28 protein-coding genes are annotated in these 22,031 nt (G+C 64.8%); 1 reads left to right on the top strand and 27 read right to left on the bottom strand.

The window, feature by feature from the left end; all coding sequences use genetic code 11:
* Positions 1-3 precede the first annotated feature (3 nt).
* Positions 4-1,224, top strand: a complete 1,221-nt coding sequence (locus L0U84_RS17925) for a Do family serine endopeptidase (RefSeq protein WP_233851512.1) — start codon at positions 4-6, stop codon at positions 1,222-1,224.
* 89 nt (positions 1,225-1,313) lie between these two features.
* On the opposite strand, the gene tatC is transcribed toward L0U84_RS17925, so the two are convergent.
* The 27 genes from tatC to thiS all read right to left on the bottom strand — a co-directional run bounded on the left by tatC (position 1,314) and on the right by thiS (position 21,992).
* Positions 1,314-2,096 (bottom strand): twin-arginine translocase subunit TatC, encoded by a 783-nt coding sequence (gene tatC / locus L0U84_RS17930; RefSeq protein WP_129958972.1) that lies wholly within the window; start codon positions 2,094-2,096, stop codon positions 1,314-1,316.
* Between the two features lie 34 nt (positions 2,097-2,130).
* On the bottom strand, positions 2,131-2,673 hold the full coding sequence (gene tatB, locus L0U84_RS17935; protein ID WP_233851513.1) for a Sec-independent protein translocase protein TatB: 543 nt from the start codon (positions 2,671-2,673) through the stop codon (positions 2,131-2,133).
* Positions 2,674-2,721: 48 nt separating this feature from the next.
* Positions 2,722-2,964 (bottom strand): Sec-independent protein translocase subunit TatA, encoded by a 243-nt coding sequence (gene tatA / locus L0U84_RS17940; RefSeq protein ID WP_233851514.1) that lies wholly within the window; start codon positions 2,962-2,964, stop codon positions 2,722-2,724.
* Positions 2,965-3,238: 274 nt separating this feature from the next.
* Entirely contained in the window at positions 3,239-3,604 is a 366-nt protein-coding gene (locus L0U84_RS17945; protein WP_233851515.1) for a histidine triad nucleotide-binding protein, read from the bottom strand.
* 93 nt (positions 3,605-3,697) lie between these two features.
* Positions 3,698-4,093, bottom strand: a complete 396-nt coding sequence (locus L0U84_RS17950) for a DUF4870 family protein (RefSeq protein ID WP_233851516.1) — start codon at positions 4,091-4,093, stop codon at positions 3,698-3,700.
* Positions 4,094-4,183: 90 nt separating this feature from the next.
* Positions 4,184-4,579 carry a phosphoribosyl-ATP diphosphatase gene (locus tag L0U84_RS17955; RefSeq protein WP_233851517.1) on the bottom strand — a complete coding sequence of 132 codons (396 nt, stop codon included), beginning with the start codon at positions 4,577-4,579 and terminating at the stop codon, positions 4,184-4,186.
* Entirely contained in the window at positions 4,576-4,986 is a 411-nt protein-coding gene (gene hisI, locus L0U84_RS17960) for a phosphoribosyl-AMP cyclohydrolase (RefSeq protein WP_090802086.1), read from the bottom strand. Before hisI ends, L0U84_RS17955 begins: the two co-directional genes overlap by 4 nt.
* Before the next feature lies 1 nt (position 4,987).
* A complete protein-coding gene (gene hisF / locus L0U84_RS17965; RefSeq protein ID WP_062128440.1) occupies positions 4,988-5,761 on the bottom strand; it encodes an imidazole glycerol phosphate synthase subunit HisF in 774 nt (257 codons plus the stop codon).
* Positions 5,762-6,006: 245 nt separating this feature from the next.
* On the bottom strand, positions 6,007-6,759 hold the full coding sequence (gene hisA, locus L0U84_RS17970) for a 1-(5-phosphoribosyl)-5-[(5-phosphoribosylamino)methylideneamino]imidazole-4-carboxamide isomerase (RefSeq protein ID WP_233851518.1): 753 nt from the start codon (positions 6,757-6,759) through the stop codon (positions 6,007-6,009).
* A gap of 181 nt (positions 6,760-6,940) precedes the next feature.
* Complete coding sequence (gene hisH / locus L0U84_RS17975; protein WP_233851519.1) at positions 6,941-7,582, bottom strand: imidazole glycerol phosphate synthase subunit HisH; 642 nt, start codon at positions 7,580-7,582, stop codon at positions 6,941-6,943.
* Between the two features lie 161 nt (positions 7,583-7,743).
* Positions 7,744-8,331 carry an imidazoleglycerol-phosphate dehydratase HisB gene (hisB, locus tag L0U84_RS17980; RefSeq protein WP_233851520.1) on the bottom strand — a complete coding sequence of 196 codons (588 nt, stop codon included), beginning with the start codon at positions 8,329-8,331 and terminating at the stop codon, positions 7,744-7,746.
* Between the two features lie 89 nt (positions 8,332-8,420).
* The gene (gene hisC / locus L0U84_RS17985) at positions 8,421-9,491 is read right to left on the bottom strand and encodes a histidinol-phosphate transaminase (protein ID WP_233851521.1); all 1,071 of its coding nucleotides are present in this window, start codon (positions 9,489-9,491) and stop codon (positions 8,421-8,423) included.
* A gap of 243 nt (positions 9,492-9,734) precedes the next feature.
* Positions 9,735-11,069 carry a histidinol dehydrogenase gene (gene hisD / locus L0U84_RS17990; RefSeq protein WP_233851522.1) on the bottom strand — a complete coding sequence of 445 codons (1,335 nt, stop codon included), beginning with the start codon at positions 11,067-11,069 and terminating at the stop codon, positions 9,735-9,737.
* Between the two features lie 58 nt (positions 11,070-11,127).
* Positions 11,128-11,829, bottom strand: coding sequence for an ATP phosphoribosyltransferase (gene hisG, locus L0U84_RS17995; protein WP_233851523.1), 702 nt, complete (start codon positions 11,827-11,829; stop codon positions 11,128-11,130).
* The gene (gene murA, locus L0U84_RS18000; RefSeq protein ID WP_233851524.1) at positions 11,826-13,088 is read right to left on the bottom strand and encodes a UDP-N-acetylglucosamine 1-carboxyvinyltransferase; all 1,263 of its coding nucleotides are present in this window, start codon (positions 13,086-13,088) and stop codon (positions 11,826-11,828) included. Before murA ends, hisG begins: the two co-directional genes overlap by 4 nt.
* Positions 13,089-13,199: 111 nt before the next feature.
* Positions 13,200-13,439: a BolA family protein gene (locus tag L0U84_RS18005; protein WP_008918725.1), complete on the bottom strand. Its 240-nt coding sequence runs from the start codon at positions 13,437-13,439 to the stop codon at positions 13,200-13,202.
* A gap of 15 nt (positions 13,440-13,454) precedes the next feature.
* On the bottom strand, positions 13,455-14,219 hold the full coding sequence (locus L0U84_RS18010; protein WP_233851525.1) for an ABC transporter permease: 765 nt from the start codon (positions 14,217-14,219) through the stop codon (positions 13,455-13,457).
* A complete protein-coding gene (locus L0U84_RS18015; RefSeq protein ID WP_233851526.1) occupies positions 14,216-15,148 on the bottom strand; it encodes an ABC transporter ATP-binding protein in 933 nt (310 codons plus the stop codon). The genes L0U84_RS18010 and L0U84_RS18015 overlap by 4 nt, the downstream gene beginning before the upstream one ends.
* Before the next feature lie 190 nt (positions 15,149-15,338).
* Positions 15,339-15,659 (bottom strand): STAS domain-containing protein, encoded by a 321-nt coding sequence (locus tag L0U84_RS18020; RefSeq protein WP_233851527.1) that lies wholly within the window; start codon positions 15,657-15,659, stop codon positions 15,339-15,341.
* Entirely contained in the window at positions 15,656-16,288 is a 633-nt protein-coding gene (locus L0U84_RS18025) for an MlaC/ttg2D family ABC transporter substrate-binding protein (RefSeq protein WP_233851529.1), read from the bottom strand. Before L0U84_RS18025 ends, L0U84_RS18020 begins: the two co-directional genes overlap by 4 nt.
* A gap of 113 nt (positions 16,289-16,401) precedes the next feature.
* Entirely contained in the window at positions 16,402-17,454 is a 1,053-nt protein-coding gene (locus L0U84_RS18030) for an MlaA family lipoprotein (protein ID WP_233851531.1), read from the bottom strand.
* A gap of 20 nt (positions 17,455-17,474) precedes the next feature.
* On the bottom strand, positions 17,475-17,999 hold the full coding sequence (mlaD, locus tag L0U84_RS18035; RefSeq protein WP_233851532.1) for an outer membrane lipid asymmetry maintenance protein MlaD: 525 nt from the start codon (positions 17,997-17,999) through the stop codon (positions 17,475-17,477).
* Between the two features lie 91 nt (positions 18,000-18,090).
* A complete protein-coding gene (mlaE, locus tag L0U84_RS18040) occupies positions 18,091-18,858 on the bottom strand; it encodes a lipid asymmetry maintenance ABC transporter permease subunit MlaE (protein WP_062128416.1) in 768 nt (255 codons plus the stop codon).
* Positions 18,855-19,676 (bottom strand): ABC transporter ATP-binding protein, encoded by an 822-nt coding sequence (locus L0U84_RS18045; protein WP_233851533.1) that lies wholly within the window; start codon positions 19,674-19,676, stop codon positions 18,855-18,857. The genes mlaE and L0U84_RS18045 overlap by 4 nt, the downstream gene beginning before the upstream one ends.
* A 94-nt stretch (positions 19,677-19,770) precedes the next feature.
* Positions 19,771-20,874 carry a thiamine phosphate synthase gene (thiE, locus tag L0U84_RS18050; RefSeq protein ID WP_233851534.1) on the bottom strand — a complete coding sequence of 368 codons (1,104 nt, stop codon included), beginning with the start codon at positions 20,872-20,874 and terminating at the stop codon, positions 19,771-19,773.
* Entirely contained in the window at positions 20,871-21,686 is an 816-nt protein-coding gene (locus tag L0U84_RS18055) for a thiazole synthase (protein ID WP_233851535.1), read from the bottom strand. The genes thiE and L0U84_RS18055 overlap by 4 nt, the downstream gene beginning before the upstream one ends.
* 108 nt (positions 21,687-21,794) lie before the next feature.
* Entirely contained in the window at positions 21,795-21,992 is a 198-nt protein-coding gene (thiS, locus tag L0U84_RS18060; RefSeq protein ID WP_233851536.1) for a sulfur carrier protein ThiS, read from the bottom strand.
* Positions 21,993-22,031 lie beyond the last annotated feature (39 nt).

The following is a 22,031-nucleotide window of genomic DNA, read 5'->3' on the forward strand; positions in this document are numbered from 1 at the left end:
CAGATGCTTAGACGCTTCTGGCTGTTATTTGCCCAAGCGGTGACGGTGCTGTTGGCGCTAATGTTCATCATTGCGACCCTCAAACCGCAGTGGCTGCAGCGTCAAGGACAATTCGGCAGACAACTCGCCGAACCGATCGTCGCGCTGCGGGAAGTGGCGCCGGGCATCAGCCATGGCCATGCCGAAACGTCCTACGCCGACGCCGCGCAAAAGGCCATGCCCGCGGTCGTCAACGTGTTCTCCAGCAAGGATGGCTCACTGCCTCCCGACCCGCGCGCCAAAGATCCGCTGTTCCGCTACTTCTTCGGCGACAGGAACAATCGCAAGCAGCAGGAGCAGCCTGCCTCGAATCTAGGCTCAGGCGTGATAGTGAGTTCGGAAGGTTACATTCTAACGAACCAGCACGTCGTCGACGGCGCCGATCAGATCGAAGTCGCGCTCGCCGACGGCCGCACCGCCAGCGCAAAGGTCATCGGCATCGACCCCGAAACCGATCTGGCCGTGCTCAAGGTCAATATGACCAATCTGCCCACCATCACGCTCGGCCGGATGGACCAGACCCGCGTCGGCGACGTCGTGCTCGCGATCGGCAATCCGTTCGGCGTCGGGCAGACCGTGACGATGGGCATCGTCAGCGCGCTGGGCCGCAACCACCTCGGCATCAATACGTTCGAAAACTTCATCCAGACCGACGCGCCGATCAATCCCGGTAACTCGGGCGGTGCACTCGTCGACGTGAACGGCAATCTGCTCGGTATCAACACCGCGATCTACTCGCGCTCGGGCGGCTCGCTCGGCATCGGTTTTGCGATTCCGGTGTCGACCGCGCGCAGCGTGCTCGAGAGCATCATCACGACCGGCACGGTCACGCGCGGCTGGATCGGCGTCGAACCGCAGGACGTGACACCGGAAATCGCGGAATCGTTCGGGCTCGATCAGAAGTCAGGCGCAATCGTCGCGGGCGTGCTGAAGAGCGGTCCGGCCGACCGCGCGGGCATCAAGCCCGGCGACATCCTGACGAGCGTGAACGGCCAGGAAATCACCGATACCACGCGCCTGTTGAACGTGATCGCGCAGATCAAGCCGGGCACGGCGGCGAAAGTGCATCTGGTGCGCAAGGGTCATCAGATCGATCTCGACGTGATGATCGGCAAACGCCCGCCGCCGCCGAAACAGGCGCAAGACGAAAACGGCGGCGATCAGCCGGATGACGAAGGCGGTTGACGCTAAGGCGGCGACGCCACGCAACGAAAAAGGGCAGTCCGCGATGGACTGCCCTTTTCATTTGATCGACGACATCGACTCGCGACACCTCAACTCGACGGCGGACTCGCATCCTCGACGACTACCGGCTGCTTGCCGACGATCAACCGCGCCGCGACGATGCCTGCTTCGTACAGCAGAATCAGCGGAACCGCGAGGATCAGCTGCGAAAACACGTCCGGCGGCGTCACGACAGCCGACACCACGAACGCGCCGACGATCACATACGGCCGGATCTCCTTCAGCTTCTTCAGCGTCACCACGTTCATCCGCACCAGCAGCACGACGATGATCGGCACCTCGAACGTGACGCCGAACGCGATGAACATCGTCAGCACGAAGCTCAGGTAATTGTCGATATCGGTTGTCATCTCCGCGCCGAGCGGCGCGTTGTAGTGCGCCATCACGCGGAAGATGGTCGGAAACACGACGAAGTACGCGAACGCCATGCCGCACAGAAACAGCGTATAGCTGCTCGCGACGAGCGGCGCGACCAGCTTCTTCTCGTGCTGATAGAGCCCCGGTGCGACGAACGCCCAGATCTGGTACAGCACGACCGGCAGCGCGATCACGAAGGCGACCAGCATCGTCACCTTCATCGGCACGAAGAACGAGCCGGTGACGTCGGTGACGATCATCTTGCCGTCCTTCGGCAGATTCATCATCAGCGGACGCGCGAGCAGTCTGAAGATGTCCGGCGCCCAGTACACGAGCCCGATGAACACGACGATGACGGCAAGCCCCGCACGGATGATGCGGTCACGCAGTTCGACGAGGTGGGAAATGAAGGTCTCTTCAGCGCCTTCGTTCTGGGATTGCTGGGGGTCGCTCACACCGGCCCTCGGTTAGAGATTGTCGATCTGAACATCAGAAAAACCGCGTCGGACGACGCAGGTTGACAGGTGTGTGCCGCGCAACGCGCGCGGCGCCCGACTGCACACGCGTGCGGCGCAGGCTCGCTCGCTTGTACCACGTGGGCATGGCGCTCTGCTGGACGCGCCAGTTCTTGCGTTTGGGTGTGGCGGCTGGCGTAGTGACCGGCCAGGAGGTGGCGCCGGTGCTGCCGCTGGCCCCGCCGGCGGCGTCTTCGAGCGCCCCGCCGGCGATGCTCGGCGACACCGACGTACCGCTATTCCATGCTTCGTTCAGTTCATTCTCGTGCTTGCGCAGATTGTCATGAACCGTCGTTTCCACATTGCTCGCGGCCTTCTCGAATTCGGTCTTCATGCGCCGCAATTCGTCGAGCTCGATTTCGCGCGTGACTTCGGCCTTCACGTCGTTGATGTACCGCTGGGCGCGGCCGAACAGCGCGCCGGCCGTGCGGGCGACGCGCGGCAGGCGCTCAGGCCCGAGGACGACCAGCGCGACGACGCCGATCAGCGCCATCTTGGTTAGACCGAGGTCCAGCATGAAGTGGAATGTCCGTCAGAAACGCGGGAACGGCTCGAGGGCCGCGGCTTAGCGGTAGTCGCCCGATTGCGGCGACTTTTCTTTCGCTTCGACGTCCACTGCGCCGTTGCGCGGCAGCTCGCGCTGCTGTTGCGCGTCGGCCGACGGCGAATCGGCTTCCTTCATGCCTTCCTTGAAGCCCTTCACCGCGCCGCCCAGATCGCTGCCGATGTTGCGCAGCTTCTTCGTGCCGAACACGAGGGCGACGATCAACAGAACGATCAACCAATGCCAAATGCTCAACGAACCCATGACTACTCTCCTTAACCCCGACGCCGCATCTCGATGCGGCAATTTTGCATAACCTGAAGCGCGTGCGCTTCGTCTCCATATCTCTCTACGTTACCGCAGCTCGCCCCGCCTCGCTTGCGTCGCGACCGTCGTCTGCACGGCTGCCATTGTGGCTGGACGATCGCGTCGACGTTATTACACAGCGGTAAAAAACAACGGCGGCGCTATTGTCCTCGACCAAAACTCGCGGCGGTGTGCATTCGCGACGCAGCGCGCATGACACGCGAACCCACGCTCACCCCATGCGTTGCCACGGGCGCGGTCCCGCGAGAATGTGCGCGTGCAGGTGATACACCTCCTGACCACCGCCCGGCCCGGTATTGATTACCGTTCGAAAGCCCGTTTGGCCGCCGCTGTACGCGACTCCCAATTGCTCGGCCAGGCGCGCGGCAAGGACAAGCATTCTACCAAGCAGAGGCGCGTCGCTTTCGGTGCAGTTCGACAGCGTTGCAATGTGCTTGCGGGGAATCACCAGCACATGCGTTTCGGCCGCCGGACGGATGTCACGGAAGGCGACGAACTCTTCGTCTTCATGGACCCTGGTCGACGGGATTTCGCCAGCGGCGATTTTGCAGAAAAGACAGTTCGGATCGTGACTCATCGTATTCCTGACGGGGTATGACTTAGGCGAGCGAAACCGCATGCGCCGAAGTTCGACCCGAAAGCCGGCCCGCCCATTCGGACCGGCTGGCGTTCAGACCCAACTGGCCGGATTCGCGAACGGCTTGTTATCGTACAGATACAGCCAGCCTTTGATAATACGGTACAACATCCATATGCTGACGGCCCACAGCACCGGAATGCCGATCACGACGAGCAGCAGCAACGCGCCGATCGCGTACCCGACGAGGCCCAGCCAGAACGTGCGGATCTGCCATTCGAAGTGCGCTTCGTACGGCGTGCCCGCCACGTCCGGCCGCTTGATGTAGTTGATGATGATCGCGATCAGAATGGTGAGCCCGCCGGTCAGCCAGTGGACCGCATACAGCGCGTACAGCACGTGCGTGAGCGTGCGCAGGCTGCGCTCGCGCTCAGGCTCCATCGCGTGGCGGTAGACCGGCGGCGGATAGCTTCCTTGCGGCTGTTCCATGCTTGCGTCCTCCCGAAGGTGAGGTTACCGCTATATAGGTGCCCGCGCGCGCGACTTCAAGCGGAAACGCCTGGTTTCCGCTCCAGCTGCTCAGTCGCCGTTTTCCTCGCGCTCGCGGCTCTTGCGCAGCGCCTTTTCCTCGATGCCCGACAGGCCTTCGCGACGCTCGAGTTCGGCGATCACTTCAGCGGGGCTCAGATCGAAATGCGACAGCATCACGAGGCAGTGGAACCACAGGTCCGCGACCTCGCCGACCAGCGCCTTCGGCGCGCCGCCCTGGCGCACGTCCTTGGCGGCCAGCACGACTTCGGTGGCTTCTTCGCCGATCTTCTTCAGCACCGCGTCGTCGCCCTTGTGGAACAGGCGCGATACGTACGAGAGGTCCGGATCGCCGCCCTTGCGGCTATCGATCACCGCCGCGAGGCGCAACAGCGTATCGAGCGTGGAAGCCTCGGCGGACGACGGGTTTTGCATGGATTGCGTCATTTGTAGATGTGTTCTGGGTCTTTCAGCACGGGATCGACGGCCTGCCAGTCGCCGTCGTCCACCGAGCCTTCGAATTTCTGGAAAAAGCACGAGTGGCGGCCGGTGTGGCATGCGATGCCCGACACCTGCTCGACTTTCAGCAGCACGACGTCTTCGTCGCAATCGAGTCGCACTTCATGCACGTGCTGCACGTGACCCGATTCCTCGCCCTTGAACCACAGGCGCTGGCGCGAGCGCGAGAAGTACACCGCGCGGCCGGTCTCGACGGTCTTCGCCAGGGCCTCGCGGTTCATCCACGCGAACATCAGCACGTCGTTCGTCGACGCTTCCTGCGCGATCACCGGCACGAGGCCGTTCGCGTCCCATTTGACCTTGTCGAGCCAGTTCACTGCCGAGGGATTCGTCACGTCACAACCTCACCGAAATACCCTGATCGGCCATGAAGCGCTTGGCTTCGCCGACCGTGTGTTCGCCATAGTGGAAGATGCTCGCGGCGAGCACCGCGTCAGCGTGACCGCTCTTGATGCCGTCGGCGAGATGCTGCAGATTGCCGACGCCGCCCGAGGCGATCACCGACACCGGCACCGCGTCCGACACCGCGCGCGTCAGCGCGAGATCGAAGCCGCTTTTGGTGCCGTCGCGATCCATGCTGGTCAGCAGGATTTCACCCGCGCCGAGCTCGGCCATCTTGCGCGCCCATTCAACCGCATCAAGGCCGGTGGCCTTGCGGCCGCCGTGCGTGAACACCTCCCAGCGCGGCGTCTCGCCGTCGGCGGACACGCGCTTCGCGTCGATCGCGACGACGATGCACTGCGAGCCGTATTTGTCGGTCGCATCCTTCACGAGCTGCGGATTGGCGACCGCCGACGAGTTCATGCTGATCTTGTCGGCGCCCGCGTTCAGCAGGCGCCGCACGTCTTCGACCGCGCGCACGCCGCCGCCGACCGTCAGCGGAATGAACACCTGCGAGGCGACCGCCTCGATGATCGGCAGGATCAGGTCGCGCTGATCCGAGGTCGCGGTGATGTCGAGGAACGTCAGTTCGTCGGCGCCCTGGTCGTCGTAGCGGCGCGCGATTTCGACCGGGTCGCCCGCGTCGCGCAGTTCGACGAAGTTGACGCCCTTGACCACGCGGCCCGCGGTGACGTCGAGACAGGGGATGATGCGTTTAGCTAGAGCCATGATCGTGCAATTCTGCCAATACCGCTGATGAGGCCGCTCACTTGCAGGCAAGCGGCACGGTGCCGGCGCGAGCGGTTGCGTCGCGCCGCGAGTGGTGTACTGGCCGCAAGCTGACGAGGTTCCGGTTGCGTGATCGTGCGACGCGCGCTACCGGCCAGCCTCGGTCGAGCGAATGCCGCAAGCCGAGGTGAGCGCCGCGCGGCGCACGACGCAAGCCTCCCAGCAAGCGCAGCCGACGCCGCGCTTTAAGCGTCGTCCGCTTCGCGCAGCTTGTCCGCGAGCGTCTGCGCGGCCGCGAAGTCGAGGTCGCCCGAATAGATCGCGCGACCGCAAATCACGCCTTCGATACCCTCGCCTTCGACTTCGCACAGCGATTCGATGTCCGCGAGGTTCGACAGTCCGCCGCTCGCGATCACCGGAATCTTGACCGCGCGCGCGAGGCGCACCGTCGCTTCGATGTTGATACCTTGCAGCATGCCGTCGCGGCCGATGTCGGTATAGATGATCGACTCGCAGCCGTAATCCTCGAACTTGCGCGCGAGGTCGGCCACTTCGTGGCCGGTCAGCTTGCTCCAGCCGTCGGTCGCGACCTTGCCGTCTTTCGCGTCGAGACCGACGATGATGTGGCCGCCGAACGCGGTGCACGCGTCCTGCAGGAAACCGGGGTTCTTCACCGCCGCCGTGCCGATGATCACGTACGACAAACCGTCGTCCAGATAGCGCTCGATCGTGTTCAGGTCGCGGATGCCACCGCCGAGCTGAACCGGAATCTGGCCGCCCACTTCATCGATGATCGCGCGGATCGCGTCGCCGTTCTTCGGCTTGCCGGCGAACGCGCCATTCAGATCGACGAGATGCAGACGACGCGCGCCGCGGTCGACCCAATGTCGGGCCATTGCCGCCGGTTCCTCGGAGAAAATCGTCGCCTGGTCCATATCGCCCTGTTTGAGGCGTACACACTGACCATCTTTCAGGTCGATGGCGGGAATCAGCAGCATAGCAATCGGGTGTTATCTGGGAGTGGATTGAAGGTCGGCGGCAGCGGCTGGCGAGTGATCCCGCCGCAATACCGTCTCGCTAGTTTAGTACAACTCGTTCGGCGCTCCAGTGGAGCGCCGGTCGGATGCGGGACCGCGGCACCGCGCGACGCACGCGCGGCAACGGGTTGAAGAATGGCGTTCACGGGTTCCAGTGCACGAAGTTGCGATACACGCGCAAACCCGCCTCGGCACTCTTTTCAGGGTGGAACTGGGTGGCGAAGATGTTATCCCGCGCTACCGCCGAGGTAAAGGGCACGCCGTAGACCGTCTCGCCCGACGTATGCGCCGGGTTGTCCGGCACCACGTAGTAGCTGTGCACGAAGTAGAAGAACGCGTTGTCGGCGACACCGTCCCACAACGGATGCGGCTGCGCCTGACGCACGCGGTTCCAGCCCATCTGCGGGACCTTGAAGCGCGAGCCGTCGTCCTGCACCTGGCCTTCGAGCTCGAAGCGCACCACCTTGCCGGGCAACAGACCCAGACCCGGCGTGTCGCCCTCGGCGCTCCAGTCGAACAGCATCTGCTCGCCGACGCACACGCCCATCAGCGGCTTGCTGCGCGACGCCTCGACGACCGCTTCCTGCAATCCGGACGCGCCGAGACTGCGCATGCAGTCGGGCATCGCACCCTGGCCCGGCAGCACCACGCGGTCGGCCGAGCGGATCGCTTCCGGACGACCGACGATCGCCACGTCCGCTTCCGGCGCGGCTTTGCGCAGTGCCTGGGCAACCGAGCGCAGGTTGCCCATTCCGTAATCCACAATCGCTATCGAAGTTTTCATTTCAAGTTTGGCCGCTCTGCCCTCGATCCATCGATCCCGCCGCACGGCGTAGAACGACGTGCCGGCAAATTCGGTTCTGCCCGATGAATCGCTTGAAGGTGAGCGGCCTGAAGACGTTGGAGGCGGTGAAACCCGTGTTGAAGCCTGCTATACCTGTTACGTCAGAGGCTGCCCTTGGTCGACGGAATCTGTCCGGCCGCGCGCTCGTCGAGCTCGACGGCCATGCGCAGCGCGCGGCCGAACGCCTTGAACACCGTTTCGAGCTGGTGGTGGGCGTTGATGCCGCGCAGGTTGTCGATGTGCAGCGTCACGCCGGCATGGTTCACGAAGCCGCGGAAGAATTCGATCGACAGGTCGACGTCGAACGTGCCGATGCGCGCGCGCGTGAACGGCACGTGGAATTCGAGACCCGGACGGCCGGAAAAATCGATCACGACGCGCGACAGCGCTTCGTCGAGCGGCACATAGGAATGACCGTAGCGGCGGATGCCCTTGCGATCGCCGATCGCCTTCGCGACGGCCTGGCCGAGCGTGATGCCGGTGTCTTCGACCGTGTGGTGATCGTCGATGTGCAGGTCGCCATGCGCTTCGATCTCGAGGTCGAACAGCCCGTGGCGGGCGATCTGGTCGAGCATGTGGTCCAGGAACGCCACACCGGTGGCCAGCTTCTGCTGACCGGTGCCGTCCAGGTTGATCTTCACACGGATCTGCGTTTCGCTGGTGTTGCGAACGACTTCCGCAAGGCGCATGGCAATTCCTCGAATCTGGCTTAAAAGCGCTAGTAATGTGGGGTGGGCAAACTGGCTGGCTACGCAGGGCAGCCGTTCAATGCGGCGGGTTACCGCAACACGAGTTCAAGGCCGGCGAGCAACTGGGCGTTCTCGTTCGGCGAACCGACGGTCAAACGCACGCAATTGGCGAGCAATGGATGCATTTTACTCACGTTTTTGATCAGAATCCGCGCCGTTAGCAGGGTTTCGAACATCACCGACGCATCGGGCACCCGCACCAGCAGGAAATTGCCCGCGCTAGCGAACACTTCGGCGCCCGGCAGCGCGGCCACAGCCTGCGCGAGTTTCTCGCGTTCGTCGCGCAATTGTGCGGCCTGCGCGTCGAGCACGCCGATGTGGTCGAGCAGGAAATCGGCGGCGGCCTGCGTCAGCACGTTGGTGTTGTACGGTGGACGCACCTTGTCGAACTCGGTCAGCCACGCGGGTTTGCCGACCAGGTAACCGAGGCGGATGCCGGCGAGACCCAGCTTCGACACCGTGCGCATCACGACGACGTTGTCGAACTGGTCGGCGCGCGGCAGCCAGCTCTTCTGCGCGAACGGCTGATACGCCTCGTCGATCACGACGAGGCTCTTGCCCGCCGCGGCGATGATGCGCTCGATTTCGGCGTCATCGAACAGCGTGCCGGTCGGGTTGTTCGGATACGCGAGATAGATGATCGCCGGTTCATGCTCGGCAATCGCCGCGAGCATCGCGTCGGTGTCGAGCGTGAAGTCGGCTTTGAGCGGCACGCCGACGAATTCGAGATGCGCCAGCTTCGCCGACATCTGATACATGACGAAGCCCGGCACCGGCGCGAGCACCGTCGCGCCCGGCTTCGCGCACGCGACCGACATGATGCTGATGATTTCATCCGAACCATTGCCGAGCAGCACGTCGCACCCCGCCGGCACGCCCATCACGTGACGGATGCGCTCGATCAACTGCTCGGGGCGCGGCGCCGGATAACGGTTCAGCGCGACGCCGGCGAGACGTTCGCCAAGATGCGCGGCGAGTTCCGGTGGCAGCGGAAACGGGTTCTCCATCGCGTCGAGCTTGATGAAGCCGGTGGCGTCCGGAACCGGATAGCTCGTCATTGCGAGCACGTCGCTGCGAATGATGTCTTGAGGTGTCGTCATAGCTTCGGGGGCGCAGCCGTGCGAAAAACGCCGGACCGGCGTCGTCGGCGCAGGGCGCTCGGGTTGGTCTCTCTGGTCGTTATTGAACGGGCCGGGTGGGCTCGATCCGTCGCTCGCGCGGGTGGAAGCAGGAAAATATGGAAGCCGGTCGATGCGGCGGCGCTTGCCGCCATCGCCGCTTCTCCTGCTCCCGCTCATGCCTGCTTGAGTTCCGCCGCGCGCCCGCGTGATCGGCAGTCTGCCTCAGCCGCGTTCGTTGTTGTTTTGCCGCATCCGGTATTCGGCGCTGCGTGCGTGCGCCTGCAGACCTTCGCCGTATGCGAGTTCAGCAGCGATCTCGCCGAGCGTCTGCGCACCTTCCGCGCTGACCTCGATCAGGCTCGAACGCTTGAAGAAGTCATAGACGCCGAGCGGCGACGAAAACCGTGCGGTACGCGACGTCGGCAGCACGTGGTTCGGGCCCGCGCAGTAGTCGCCGAGGCTCTCGCTCGTGTAGCGGCCAAGGAAGATCGCGCCCGCGTGACGGATCTGCTGCGCCCATTGATGCGGCTCCAGCGCCGAAATTTCGAGGTGCTCCGGCGCGATGTCGTTGACGATCGCGCAGGCTTCGGCCATGTCGCGGACCTTGATCAGCGCACCGCGGTTTTCGAGCGACGTGCGGATCACTTGCTGGCGCGGCATCGTGGGCAGCAGTTCGTCGATCGCTTCCTGCACGCGCGCGATGAACGCGTCGTCCGGGCACAGCAGGATCGACTGCGCGAGTTCGTCGTGCTCGGCCTGCGAGAACAGGTCCATCGCGACCCAGCGCGGATCGGTGGTGCCATCGCACAGCACGAGGATTTCCGACGGTCCGGCAATCATGTCGATGCCGACCGTGCCGAACACGCGACGCTTCGCCGACGCGACGTACGCGTTGCCGGGGCCGCAGATCTTGTCGACCGCGGGCACGGTCTGCGTGCCGTACGCGAGCGCGCCCACCGCCTGCGCGCCGCCGATCGTGAACACGCGATCGACACCGCCCAGCAGAGCCGCCGCGAGCACGAGCGGATTCTTCACGCCGTCCGGCGTCGGCACGACCATCACGATTTCACGCACGCCGGCCACCCGCGCCGGAATCGCATTCATCAGCACCGACGACGGATACGCGGCCTTGCCGCCCGGCACGTAGATCCCCGCGCGATCGAGCGGCGTGACCTTCTGGCCGAGCACCGTGCCGTCGGCTTCGGTGTACTGCCAGCTATGGCTGCCGCACTCGATCTTCTGCTTCTCGTGATAGCCGCGCACGCGCGCCGCCGCCGCTTCGAGCGAAGCGCGCCGCTTCGGCTCGAGACTTTCGAGCGCCGCTTCGAGCTCCGACATCGGCAGTTCGAGCGCGGCCACGCTTTTCGCATCGATGCGGTCGAAGCGCTTCGTGTACTCGAGCACCGCCTCGTCGCCGCGCGCCTTCACGTCGTTCAGAATCTGCGCGACCGCGCGCTCGATGGCTTCGTCTTCGCTCGCCTCGAACGCGAGCACCGCATGCAGCGACTTTTGAAAGTCGCGAGCGGTGGAATCGAGTTTGCGAATCTTGGTAGACATACAGGTATCCGTTTCGGTAAGGCGCGCTATCAGAGCGACGTCACATCGCCATCGTCAGTCAGGCCGCCGGGGCGCCGGCTGGCGACGACGCATTGGCGAACGCGTCGAGAATCGGCCGCAACGCGGCGCGTTTGAGCTTCAGCGCTGCCTGGTTCACGACGAGGCGCGACGAAATCTGCATGATCTCCTCCACCTCGACCAGATTGTTCGCGCGCAGCGTACTGCCCGAGCTGACCAGGTCGACGATCGCATCGGCGAGACCGACCAGCGGCGCGAGTTCCATCGAACCGTACAACTTGATCAGATCGACGTGAACGCCCTTGGCGGCGAAATGCTCACGTGCAGTTTCAACATACTTGGTCGCGACCCGCAGACGCGCGCCCTGGCGCACCGCGTTCGCATAATCGAAACCCGCCGCGACCGCGACCGACATCCGGCAACGCGCGATGTCGAGGTCGACCGGCTGATACAGACCGCTGCCGCCATGCTCGAGCAGCACGTCCTTGCCGGCCACGCCGAAGTCGGCCGCGCCGTACTCGACATAGGTCGGCACGTCGGTCGCGCGCACGATGATCACGCGCAGGTTCGGGTCGGTGGTCGGCAGGATCAGCTTGCGCGACGTTTCCGGATCTTCCGCGACTTCGATGCCGGCCGCCGCGAGCAGCGGCAGCGTTTCCTCGAAGATACGCCCTTTCGACAACGCGAGCGTGAGCGGCGCGCTCACCGCCGGCGACGACGACGTTTGCGGCATCGAACTCATGCCTCGCTCCCGGAAACGCGGCGCACCTTCGCGCCGATCGCGTTGAGCTTCGCTTCCATGCGGTCGTAGCCGCGATCGAGGTGATAGATGCGGTCGATCAGCGTCTCGCCCTCGGCGCGCAGCGCGGCGATCACGAGACTCGCGGACGCGCGCAGATCGGTGGCCATCACCTTGGCGCCGGACAGTTTCTCGACGCCGTTCACGAGCGCGGTGTTGCCGTCGATCGTGATGCTCGCGCCGAGACGGTTCAGCTCCTGCACGTGCATGAAGCGGTTTTCGAAGATCGTCTCGACGACCTGCGACGTACCGTCCGCGATCGTGTTGAGCGCCATGAACTGCGCTTGCATGTCGGTCGGGAACGCCGGGTATTCGGAGGTGCGGAACGTGACCGCGCTCGGCCGCTTGTCCATGCGCACGCGCATCCAGTCGTCGCCTTCCTCGACCGTGACGCCCGCTTCGCGCAGCTTTTCGGTGACGGCTTCGAGCAGAAGCGGACGCATCTTGCGCAGCGTGACGTCGCCGCCGGCGGCCGCGACCGCGCACAGGAACGTGCCCGCTTCGATGCGGTCCGGAATCACCGCGTGCTGCGCGCCGTGCAGCTTGTCGACGCCGTGGATCACGAGGCGATCGGTGCCGATGCCGTCGATCTTCGCGCCCATCGCGACGAGCAGATGCGCGAGGTCGACCACTTCGGGTTCGCGCGCCGCGTTCTCGATGACCGTCTCGCCTTCGGCGAGCACCGCCGCCATCAGCAGGTTCTCGGTGCCGGTCACGGTGATCATGTCGGTGACGATGCGCGCGCCCTTCAGACGCTTCGCGCGCGCTTCGATGAAGCCGTGCTCGATCGTGATCTCGGCGCCCATCGCCTGCAGACCCTTGATGTGCTGATCGACCGGACGCGCGCCGATCGCGCAGCCGCCCGGCAGCGACACGCGCGCATGACCGAAGCGCGCGACGAGCGGACCGAGCACGAGAATCGATGCGCGCATCGTCTTCACCATCTCGTACGGCGCAACGAGGTTGTCGACCTTCGACGCGTCGAGCGCGACGCGCCCTTCGCCTGCTTCGATACGCACGCCCATCTGGCCGAGTAGCTTGAGCATCGTGCGCACATCCTGCAGATCGGGCACGTTCTCCAGATGCACCGGATCGGCGCTCAGCAGACCCGCGCACAGGATCGGCAATGCCGCGTTCTTCGCACCCGAGACGACAACTTCACCGGAGAGCGGGTAGCCACCTTCAATGATGAGTTTATCCATGCCTGTCGGTTCCTGATCGGCCCGGTTCACGCCCGGACCTGCTTTGTCTGTGTTCGGCGCGCCGCTAGCGGTGTCGCGCCCTTCCTGAGTGATTCGCACTAAATTTCCAGATTACGCGTTCTGCCATTCGGCGGGCGTCAGCGTCTTCATGCTGAGCGCGTGGATTTCTTCGCGCATGCGGTCGCCGAGCGCCGCATACACGAGTTGGTGACGCTGGATCAGGCGCTTGCCTTCGAAGTTCGGCGAAACGATCGTCGCAAAGAAATGCTGACCGTCGCCTTCGACTTCGAGATGCTCGCACGCGAGTCCAGCCGCAATGTACTGTTTGACCTGTTCGGGAGTCGGCAGCATGAGAGAAGCTCCTCGTCAGTGGCGCAGCTTGTAGCCGGTGGCGAGCATGCGCATCGCCACGGCAGCCAGCACCACGAAGAAACCGGCGACGATCGCGAGGCTCACCAGCGGGTCGATATCCGACACGCCGAAAAAGCCATAGCGAAAGCCGTCGATCATGTAGAAAAACGGATTGAGCCGCGATACTTCGCGCCACACGGGCGGCAGCGTATGCGTCGAGTAGAACACGCCCGACAGGAACGTGAGCGGCATGATCAGAAAGTTCTGAAACGCGGCGAGCTGGTCGAACTTCTCGGCCCAGATGCCGGCGATCAGACCCAGCGTGCCGAGAATCGCCGCGCCGAACATCGCGAACACGATGATGTAGAGCGGCGCGGTGAAGGCGAGCGGCACGAACCAGATCGTCACGATGAACACGCCGAAGCCGACACACAGCCCGCGCGCCACGGCCGCGAGCACGTAGGCCGCGAACATCTCGTAGTGCGATAGCGGCGGCAGCAGCACGAACACGAGGTTGCCGGTGATCTTCGATTGAATCAGCGAAGAAGAACTGTTCGCGAACGCGTTCTGCAGCACGCTCATCATCACGAGGCCCGGAATCAGGAAGCTCGTGTATTCGACGCCCGGATAGACCTGCACGTGGCCGCGCAGCGCGTGGCCGAAGATGGTCAGGTAAAGCAGCGCGGTGATGACCGGCGCGAGCACGGTCTGGAACGACACCTTCCAGAAACGCAGCAGTTCTTTATAAAACAGCGTGCTGAATCCACTGTAGCCGCTCATGCGAGCCCCTCGATCACTTCCGGACCGTTCATCACCTGAACGAATACGTCTTCGAGGTCGGCCTTGCGGACCTCGATTTCTTCGAATGTACAACCGGCCGCGCGGCATTGCGCGAGGATGCGCTCGACGTCGTCGTAGCTCGTCAGGCGCAGCAGATGCTGGCGGCCACTGCCGTTGCCCGCGCCGCTTTCCGCTTCGAGCGGCCGCAGCTCGGCGGGCAATACACCCTGCGCGAAGCGCACGAACAGCTGCATGCCGGCGAAGCGCTGCAGCAGCGTGCTGGTGCGATCGAGCGCAACCACCTCGCCACGGCGCAGCATCGCGATGCGGTCGCACAGCGATTCGGCTTCTTCCAGGTAGTGCGTGGTCAGCACGATCGTGTGGCCTTCGCGATTCAGGCGCGAGATGAATTTCCACAGCGTCTGGCGCAACTCGACGTCGACGCCCGCGGTCGGCTCGTCGAGCACGATCACCGGCGGACGGTGCACGAGCGCCTGCGCGACCAGCACGCGGCGCTTCATGCCGCCCGACAGCGCGCGCATGTTGGCATCGGCTTTTTCGGTGAGATCGAGATTGGCCATGATCTCGTCGATCCACGCGTCGTTGTTGCGCAGCCCGTAGTAGCCCGACTGGATGCGCAAGGTTTCGCGAACCGTGAAGAACGGATCGAACACGAGTTCTTGCGGCACCACGCCGAGCGCGCGGCGCGCGTTGCGGAAATCGTCGACGACGTCGTGACCGCGCACCGCGATGCTGCCTTCGTCGGCGCGCGCGAGACCCGCGAGTATGCTGATGAGCGTCGTCTTGCCCGCGCCGTTCGGACCGAGCAGTCCGAAGAACTCGCCTTCTTCGACCGTGAGGCTGACGCCCTTGAGCGCCTGCAAGTCCTTGTAGCGCTTCTTGACGTTACGAATTTCTATGGCTGACATGACTATGGGCCGCGTGCGTTGCGGCGCCTGAAGTAGCCCCGATGGAGCCTGGGGACGAGCAAATGCTGGAAGAAACGGAACTTGGGCCGATTACGGGGCCAGTTCAACGCCCCAAAAAAACGTTTGATTATAGGGCAAAAACTGAGACCCCCGGCCTCGCCGGAAGGAGGGAGACGACGCTAGAGCAGCGTCAATGTCGCGCTGACGCAACCATGCTGGAGGCGCCGGAAGTGAGAAGCGTATCGACGCCGTAGGCCTGCGCGAGGCTGGCGAGACCAGCCGGCAGATTGATGATTTCGAACTTGCCGCCACGCGCCGCCGCGGCCCGCACCCACGCGAGCAATACCGCGAGCGCCGACGAATCGAACTGCGTGAGCGGCGCGCAATCGACGCCGCCCGCGCCCGCCGCGATGCGTTGCAGACCCGCCGCGAGCGCGGCCTTCGCGCTCCCATGGGTCAGTGTCGCACCGCTGTCGAAGCGGTTCGCGACCGGTTTTCGCGCGTCGTTCACGACTGCTTGCCCGCGGCGAGTTGCTGATTGCGCTGCGTGAGGAACTGGATCAGTCCGTCCACGCCCTTCTGCTGGATCTGCTCGTTGAACTGCTGCTGATATGCCTGGATCAGCCAGGCGCCGAGCACGTTGATGTCATACACGCGCCAGCCTTGCGGCGTCTTGTACAGGCGGTAGTCGAGTTCGATCGGCTGGCCGTTGTTCATCACGACCGAGCGCACCACCGTGTCGGTGTCGTCCGGGTTCATGCGGAACGGCTTGTACTGGATCTGCTGGTCGCGCACCTGCGCGAGCGCGCCCGAGTACGTGCGGATCAGCAGCATCTTGAACTGCTCGACCACCTGGTTCTGCTGCTCGGGCGACGCCGTGCGCCAGTTGCGGCCCATCGCGAGCTGCGTGGTGCGGCGGAAATCGGTGTACGGCAGGATCTTTTCGTTGACGAGCGCCGTGATGTGCGTGATGTCGCCCTGCTGGATCGACTTGTCGCCGCGAATCGAGTCCATCACCTGCTGGGTGACGGTCTTGATCAGCGCGTCGGGTGCGTTGGAATCGACAGTTTGCGCCGATGCGCCGACGCTGACGAATGAAAACAACGCGGCAAACAAAGGAATCAGGAAGAATTTTTTCATATCGAGCTCTGCCTCAAAAATAGTGCAACAGTGTGAGCGACCTTATCACGCGAGTTTGACGGCAATCCATGCGCAAACTGCGAGAGTCGTATCGATCTGTTACGGCTGCACGTTCAATGCAATCTGAAGGACGGAAAGTTGAAGCGCGTGGGCGGCACCAACTGACCGGCCGGAATCTGGGTTTCAGGGCCGCCGTTGATGTCGAGCGGCGGGGTTGCGGTGCCCGAGGCCGCCTCGGGTGCCGACGCGCCTAGCGGCGTAGCCGCCGCGCCAGATGCGGGAGCCGTCGTGGCCGCGGTACCCTGCGTGCCCGCGGCGGCCCCGGCCGCGCCAGTCGCTGCACCGGCCGGCGCCGCGGCCGCGCCAGTCGCTGCGCCCGCCGCCCCCGTCTCGCCTTCGTCGTACTTCGGCAGCGGCGCTTCCTCGTCGTAGCTCGGCAACTCCTGCGGACGCCGGCGGTTATCCGACAGCAGATACTGGCGGCGCTGCAGATACGCACTGCGCACGAACGAGTATTTGTCGAGCGCCGCGGTTTCCAGCAGGTTGCTCGCGCCGAGCAGGTTCGCGCGCGTACTGATGATGTTCAGGCCCCACAGGCCCCAGCTCAGGCCCGACGGACTGATGTAGCTGATCGGGTTCACGTAGTAGTTGCCGAGCGAGCCGAATGCGTCGCGCACCGTGCTCGGCCCGAACAGCGGCAGCACCAGATAAGGGCCCGACGGCACGCCGTAGTGGCCGAGCGTCAGACCGAGGTCGTTGTCGTGCTTGGGCAGCTTCGCGAGCGTCGCGACGTCGAACAAGCCGCCGACGCCGAACAACGTGTTGATCACGATCCGCATGATGTCGGACACGCCGTCCGCGATACGCAACTGCAGCAGATTGTTCGCCGCGATATAGATGTCGCCGATGTTCGAGAAGAAGTTCGTCACGCTGTCCCGCACCGGCTGCGGCGTCACGAACACGTAGCCCTGCGCGACAGGCTTGATCGCGTACTGGTCGATCTTGTCGTTGACGGTGAAGATCGTGCGGTTCAGCCCTTCGAACGGGTCGCCCTTGGTAGGCGTCTGCACGGTCGTGCAACCGGCCAGCAGCGCAGCCGCCACGGCGACCTTGCCGAACTGTAGGACGCGCGCACCGCTGTGCGAGGTCTGCAGTGTGGTCTGCATCGTTGTTCTCCTTGTTGGCCTCATTGGCCGGCAGCGCCGGAGGCCGGCGCGCCCGGCGCGGGGGCCGATGCAGCGGGCTTCGCCGCACCGGAATCCGCGGCCTTGCTATACAGGAACTGGCCGATCAGATTTTCCAGCACGATCGCCGATTGCGTCATCGAGATGGTATCGCCCGCCTTCAGCATTTCCGAGTCGCCGCCCGGCTCGAGCCCGATGTACTGCTCGCCGAGCAGACCCGAGGTCAGGATCTTCGCCGAGGTGTCCCTCGGAAACTGGTACTGCTTGTCGATATCGATCGTGACGAGCGCCTGGTAGGTGTTGCTATCGAAGCCGATCGACGCGACCCGGCCGACCGTCACGCCCGCGCTCTTCACCGGCGCGCGAGGCTTCAGTCCGCCGATGTTGTCGAACTTGAGCTTGACCGGGTAGGTTGCCTGGAACGACAACGAGCTCATGTTGCCGGCCTTCAGCGCCAGAAACAGCAACGCCACGAAACCCAGCACCACGAACAGGCCGACCCAGAAGTCGAGAACATTCTTTTTCATCGTCATCCCAAAGTGAATCCGCCGCGCCGCCGCCACATACCGCCGTGCAACGCGCATCATGCGCCGCCGGCAGCCGGCACGCTGCGCGGTCTTAGCTGAACATCAGTGCGGTCAGCAGGAAATCGAGCCCCAGCACCGCCAGCGACGCGTACACGACCGTGCGGGTCGTCGCGCGCGACACGCCTTCCGGCGTCGGCTTCGCCTCATAGCCCTGAAACAGCGCGACGAAGGTCACCGCGAGGCCGAACACCACGCTCTTGACGACCCCGGCGCCGACATCGCGCCACACGTCGACGCCGCTTTGCATCTGCGACCAGAACGCGCCGGCATCGACGCCGATCAGCAGCACGCCCACCACGTAACCGCCCAGCACGCCGACGGCGCTGAAGATCGCGGCGAGGATCGGCATCGACACAATGCCCGCCCACAGGCGCGGCGCGATCACGACCTTGACCGGATCGACGGCCATCATTTCCATCGCGGTGAGCTGCTCGCCCGCCTTCATCAGGCCGATTTCGGCCGTGAGCGACGTGCCCGCGCGCCCGGCGAACAGCAGCGCGGTCACGACCGGCCCGAGCTCGCGCACGAGCGACAGCGCGACCAGCAACCCGAGCGCCTGCTCGGAGCCGTAACGGTTCAGCGTGTAATAGCCCTGCAGCCCGAGCACGAAGCCGACGAACAGCCCCGACACCGCGATGATCACGAGCGAATAATTACCGACGAAGTGGATCTGCTTCGTGACAAGACGCGGTCTGCGCAGCAGCGGAAAAAATTCGAGCAAAAGGCGCAGGAAGAAGCGCGTCGCGTAGCCGGCGGTGCCGAGCCCGGTGATGACCGAGCGACCGAGCGTACTGATCATGACTGGCCCCCGCCGATGCCGAAGTCCGCCGCGAGCGGAGCTTTCGCCGGATAGTGGAATCTGAACGGGCCGTCCGGCGCGCCGTCGATGAATTGCCGCACGGTCGGATCGGTCGACGCGCGCAGCTGGTTCGGCGTGCCCTCCGCGTGCACGCCGCCGTTGGCGAGGAAATACACGTAGTCGGCGATCGCGAACGATTCCGGCACGTCGTGCGTGACCAGAATCGACGTCGCGCCGAGCGCCTGGTTCAGCGTGCGGATCAGATTCGCGGTGATGCCGAGCGAGATCGGGTCGAGGCCGGCGAACGGCTCGTCGTACATCATCAGTTCGGGGTCGAGCGCGATCGCGCGAGCGAGCGCCACGCGCCGCGCCATGCCGCCCGAAATCTCTGACGGCAGCAGGTCGCGCGCACCGCGCAGGCCGACCGCGTTGAGCTTCATCAGCACGAGGTCGCGCAGCAGTTCTTCGGGGAGATCGGTATGCTCGCGCAGCGAGAAAGCGACGTTTTCGAACACCGACATGTCGGTGAACAGCGCGCCGAACTGGAACAGCATGCCCATCTTGCGGCGCAGCGCGTAAAGGCCTTCGCGCGTCTGCGCGCCGATGTCCTGGCCATGGAACAGCACCTGGCCGCGCTGCGCGCGCACGAGGCCGCCGATCAGCCGCAGCACCGTGGTCTTGCCGCAACCCGAGCCGCCCATGACCGCGACGACCTGACCGCGACGAAAGCGCAGATTCAGATTCGACAGGACGAGCCGGTCGCCGTAACCGAAGTCGACGTCGCGCAGCTCGAGTAAGGACTCGGGGGAGGAAGGCACCAAACTGACAATCCTTTTACAGGGAAGGCCGAATTATAGGGCCATCATGCAAAAGCTGCCTTGAGGTGCCCCGTCCCTTTACTATGCCTGACGATTATCGCGTAAACCCGTGTTGCAGCGCAGAAACGGCGGCGGCCGGATCGGCCGCTTCGGTCACCGCGCGCACCACGGCCGCGCAGCCGACGCCGGTCGCGAGCACGTCGGGCAGCACCTGCAGATCGATCCCGCCGATCGCGACGAGCGGCACTACGCCGTCGAGTAGCCGCACGTAGCGTGCGAGGCGCCGCAAGCCCTGCGGAGCGGTCGGCATGACCTTCGTCGTGGTCGGGAACACCGCCCCCAACGCAATGTAACTCGGACGAAAATGCAGCGCCCTCAGCATTTCGTAGAAGCCGTGAGTCGACAGCCCAAGGCGGATGCCCGCGTCCGCCAGCGCCGACAGATCCGCGGTATGCACGTCTTCCTGGCCGAGGTGTACGCCGTACGCGCCCGCCTCGAGCGCCGCCTGCCAGTGATCGTTGATGAACACCTGGGCGTCGTGCGCGCGGCCGGCCGCCACGCAGCGGGCGATTTCACGCTTCAGCTCGTCGGCGGGTTCGGCCGATTTGCGGCGCAATTGCACCGTCTTCACGCCGAAGCCGACCACCCGTTCGACCCAGTCCGCGGTCGGCAGCACCGGGTACAGGCCGAGCTTGTCCGGGCAGCGCGGGAACGCCCTGGCGGGCGCCGGTGGCAGGCCGGTAAGGCGCGGAAACCGGCCGAGGTCGGCCGGGAACGCGTCGTCGGCGCCGGTCTCGTCGCCGTCGCGCCACGCGAGCGCGAGCACCAGCGCGTCGTGCGGATCGAAACCGCAGTCGAGGAACGCGGCCAGCGCGGGGATCCAGTCTTCCGCCAGATGGCCTTCGAGGCCGTACTTCTCGCCGCCCAGATGCAGCGTCGCGCGATTTTCCGCGGCGACGATCACGCCCGCGCCCTGCGTCAGCCAGCGAGCGATCTGCTCGCCGTGCTGCTGCGCGTCGGCGATCACGATCAGGTCGCCACCATTCGGTTCGTCCGGCGCAGTCAGGCAGATGCGCCACGGCGCGTGCGTCGGCGGCCAGTCGCCGAGCCGCGCGCGAATGCGTTCGGCGGCTTCGATGAGTTCGTCGGCTGTCGGCCAGAACAGATCGCGGTCCTTTAGCGTCAACGACTGAGTCATACGGCACCTCCATCCTGATGCCAGAACGGCATGCCGACCACAGGCGTGCTCGCGTGCGCACTCTCGCGCTCGGCCATCGGGCCCGCGAGATAGGCTTGCCGGCCCGCCTCGACGCCCAGCGCGAACGCGCGCGCCATCGCGTCGGGGTGCGTCGCCTGCGACACCGCCGTGTTCAGCAGCACGCCGTCGAAGCCCCACTCCATCACCTGGGCCGCATGCGACGGCACGCCGAGCCCGGCATCGACGATCAGCGGCACGTCCGGCAGCCGCTCGCGCAAGACGCGCAGGCCGTACGGATTGATCACACCCTTGCCGGTGCCGATCGGCGCGCCCCACGGCATCAGCGCCTCGCAGCCGGCATCGAGCAGACGACGGCCGATCACCAGATCTTCGGTGCAGTACGGCAGCACCTTGAAGCCGTCCTTGACGAGCCGTGCGGCCGCCTCGATCAGGCCGACCGGGTCGGGTTGCAGCGTGTAATCGTCGCCGATCAGTTCGAGCTTGATCCACTCGGTCTCGAAGATTTCGCGCGCCATGTGCGCGGTCGTCACTGCTTCACCGACGGTGAGGCAGCCCGCCGTGTTCGGCAGGAGCGGCACGCCGTGGCGCTTGAGCAGATCGAAGAAGCCGGCTTCGGCGTTGCCCTCGTTCATCTGCCGGCGCAGCGCGACGGTCACCATGCCGGGACGCGCGGCGTCGATCGAATCGGACAGCGATTGCAGCGACGGGTAGCGCGACGTGCCGAGCAGCACGCGGCTTGCGAAAGTTTGACCGTATAGGGTCAGCGCGTCGGCGCTCTCGTGAGAAGTCATTTGCATCATCCTGGTTTGCCGTCGCGGCGTGGATCCGACCGCGCTGGGGCAATGGGTTTTCGGCGACGGTTGTTGCGTTCGGTAAGCGACGGGCTGGCGCGAGCGCGCTCAGCCACCCGCAACCGGCTGCACGACGTCGAGCCGGTCGCCCGTTTGCAACGCGCGCGCCGCATGCTGCGTACGCGCGACGAAATCGCCATTGAGCGCGACCGCGAACGGTGGACGCGCGCCAAAGGCGGCGAGCGCATCGGCGACGGTCGCGCCCTCGGGCAGCGATAACGGCTTCTGATTGATTTGAATGTTCATGGTGTTCGAATACGGTTCAATCGATGGCGAAAGCGGCAT

It is taken from the genome of Paraburkholderia sp. HD33-4 (assembly GCF_021390635.1).
Taxonomy (GTDB): Bacteria; Pseudomonadota; Gammaproteobacteria; order Burkholderiales; family Burkholderiaceae; genus Paraburkholderia.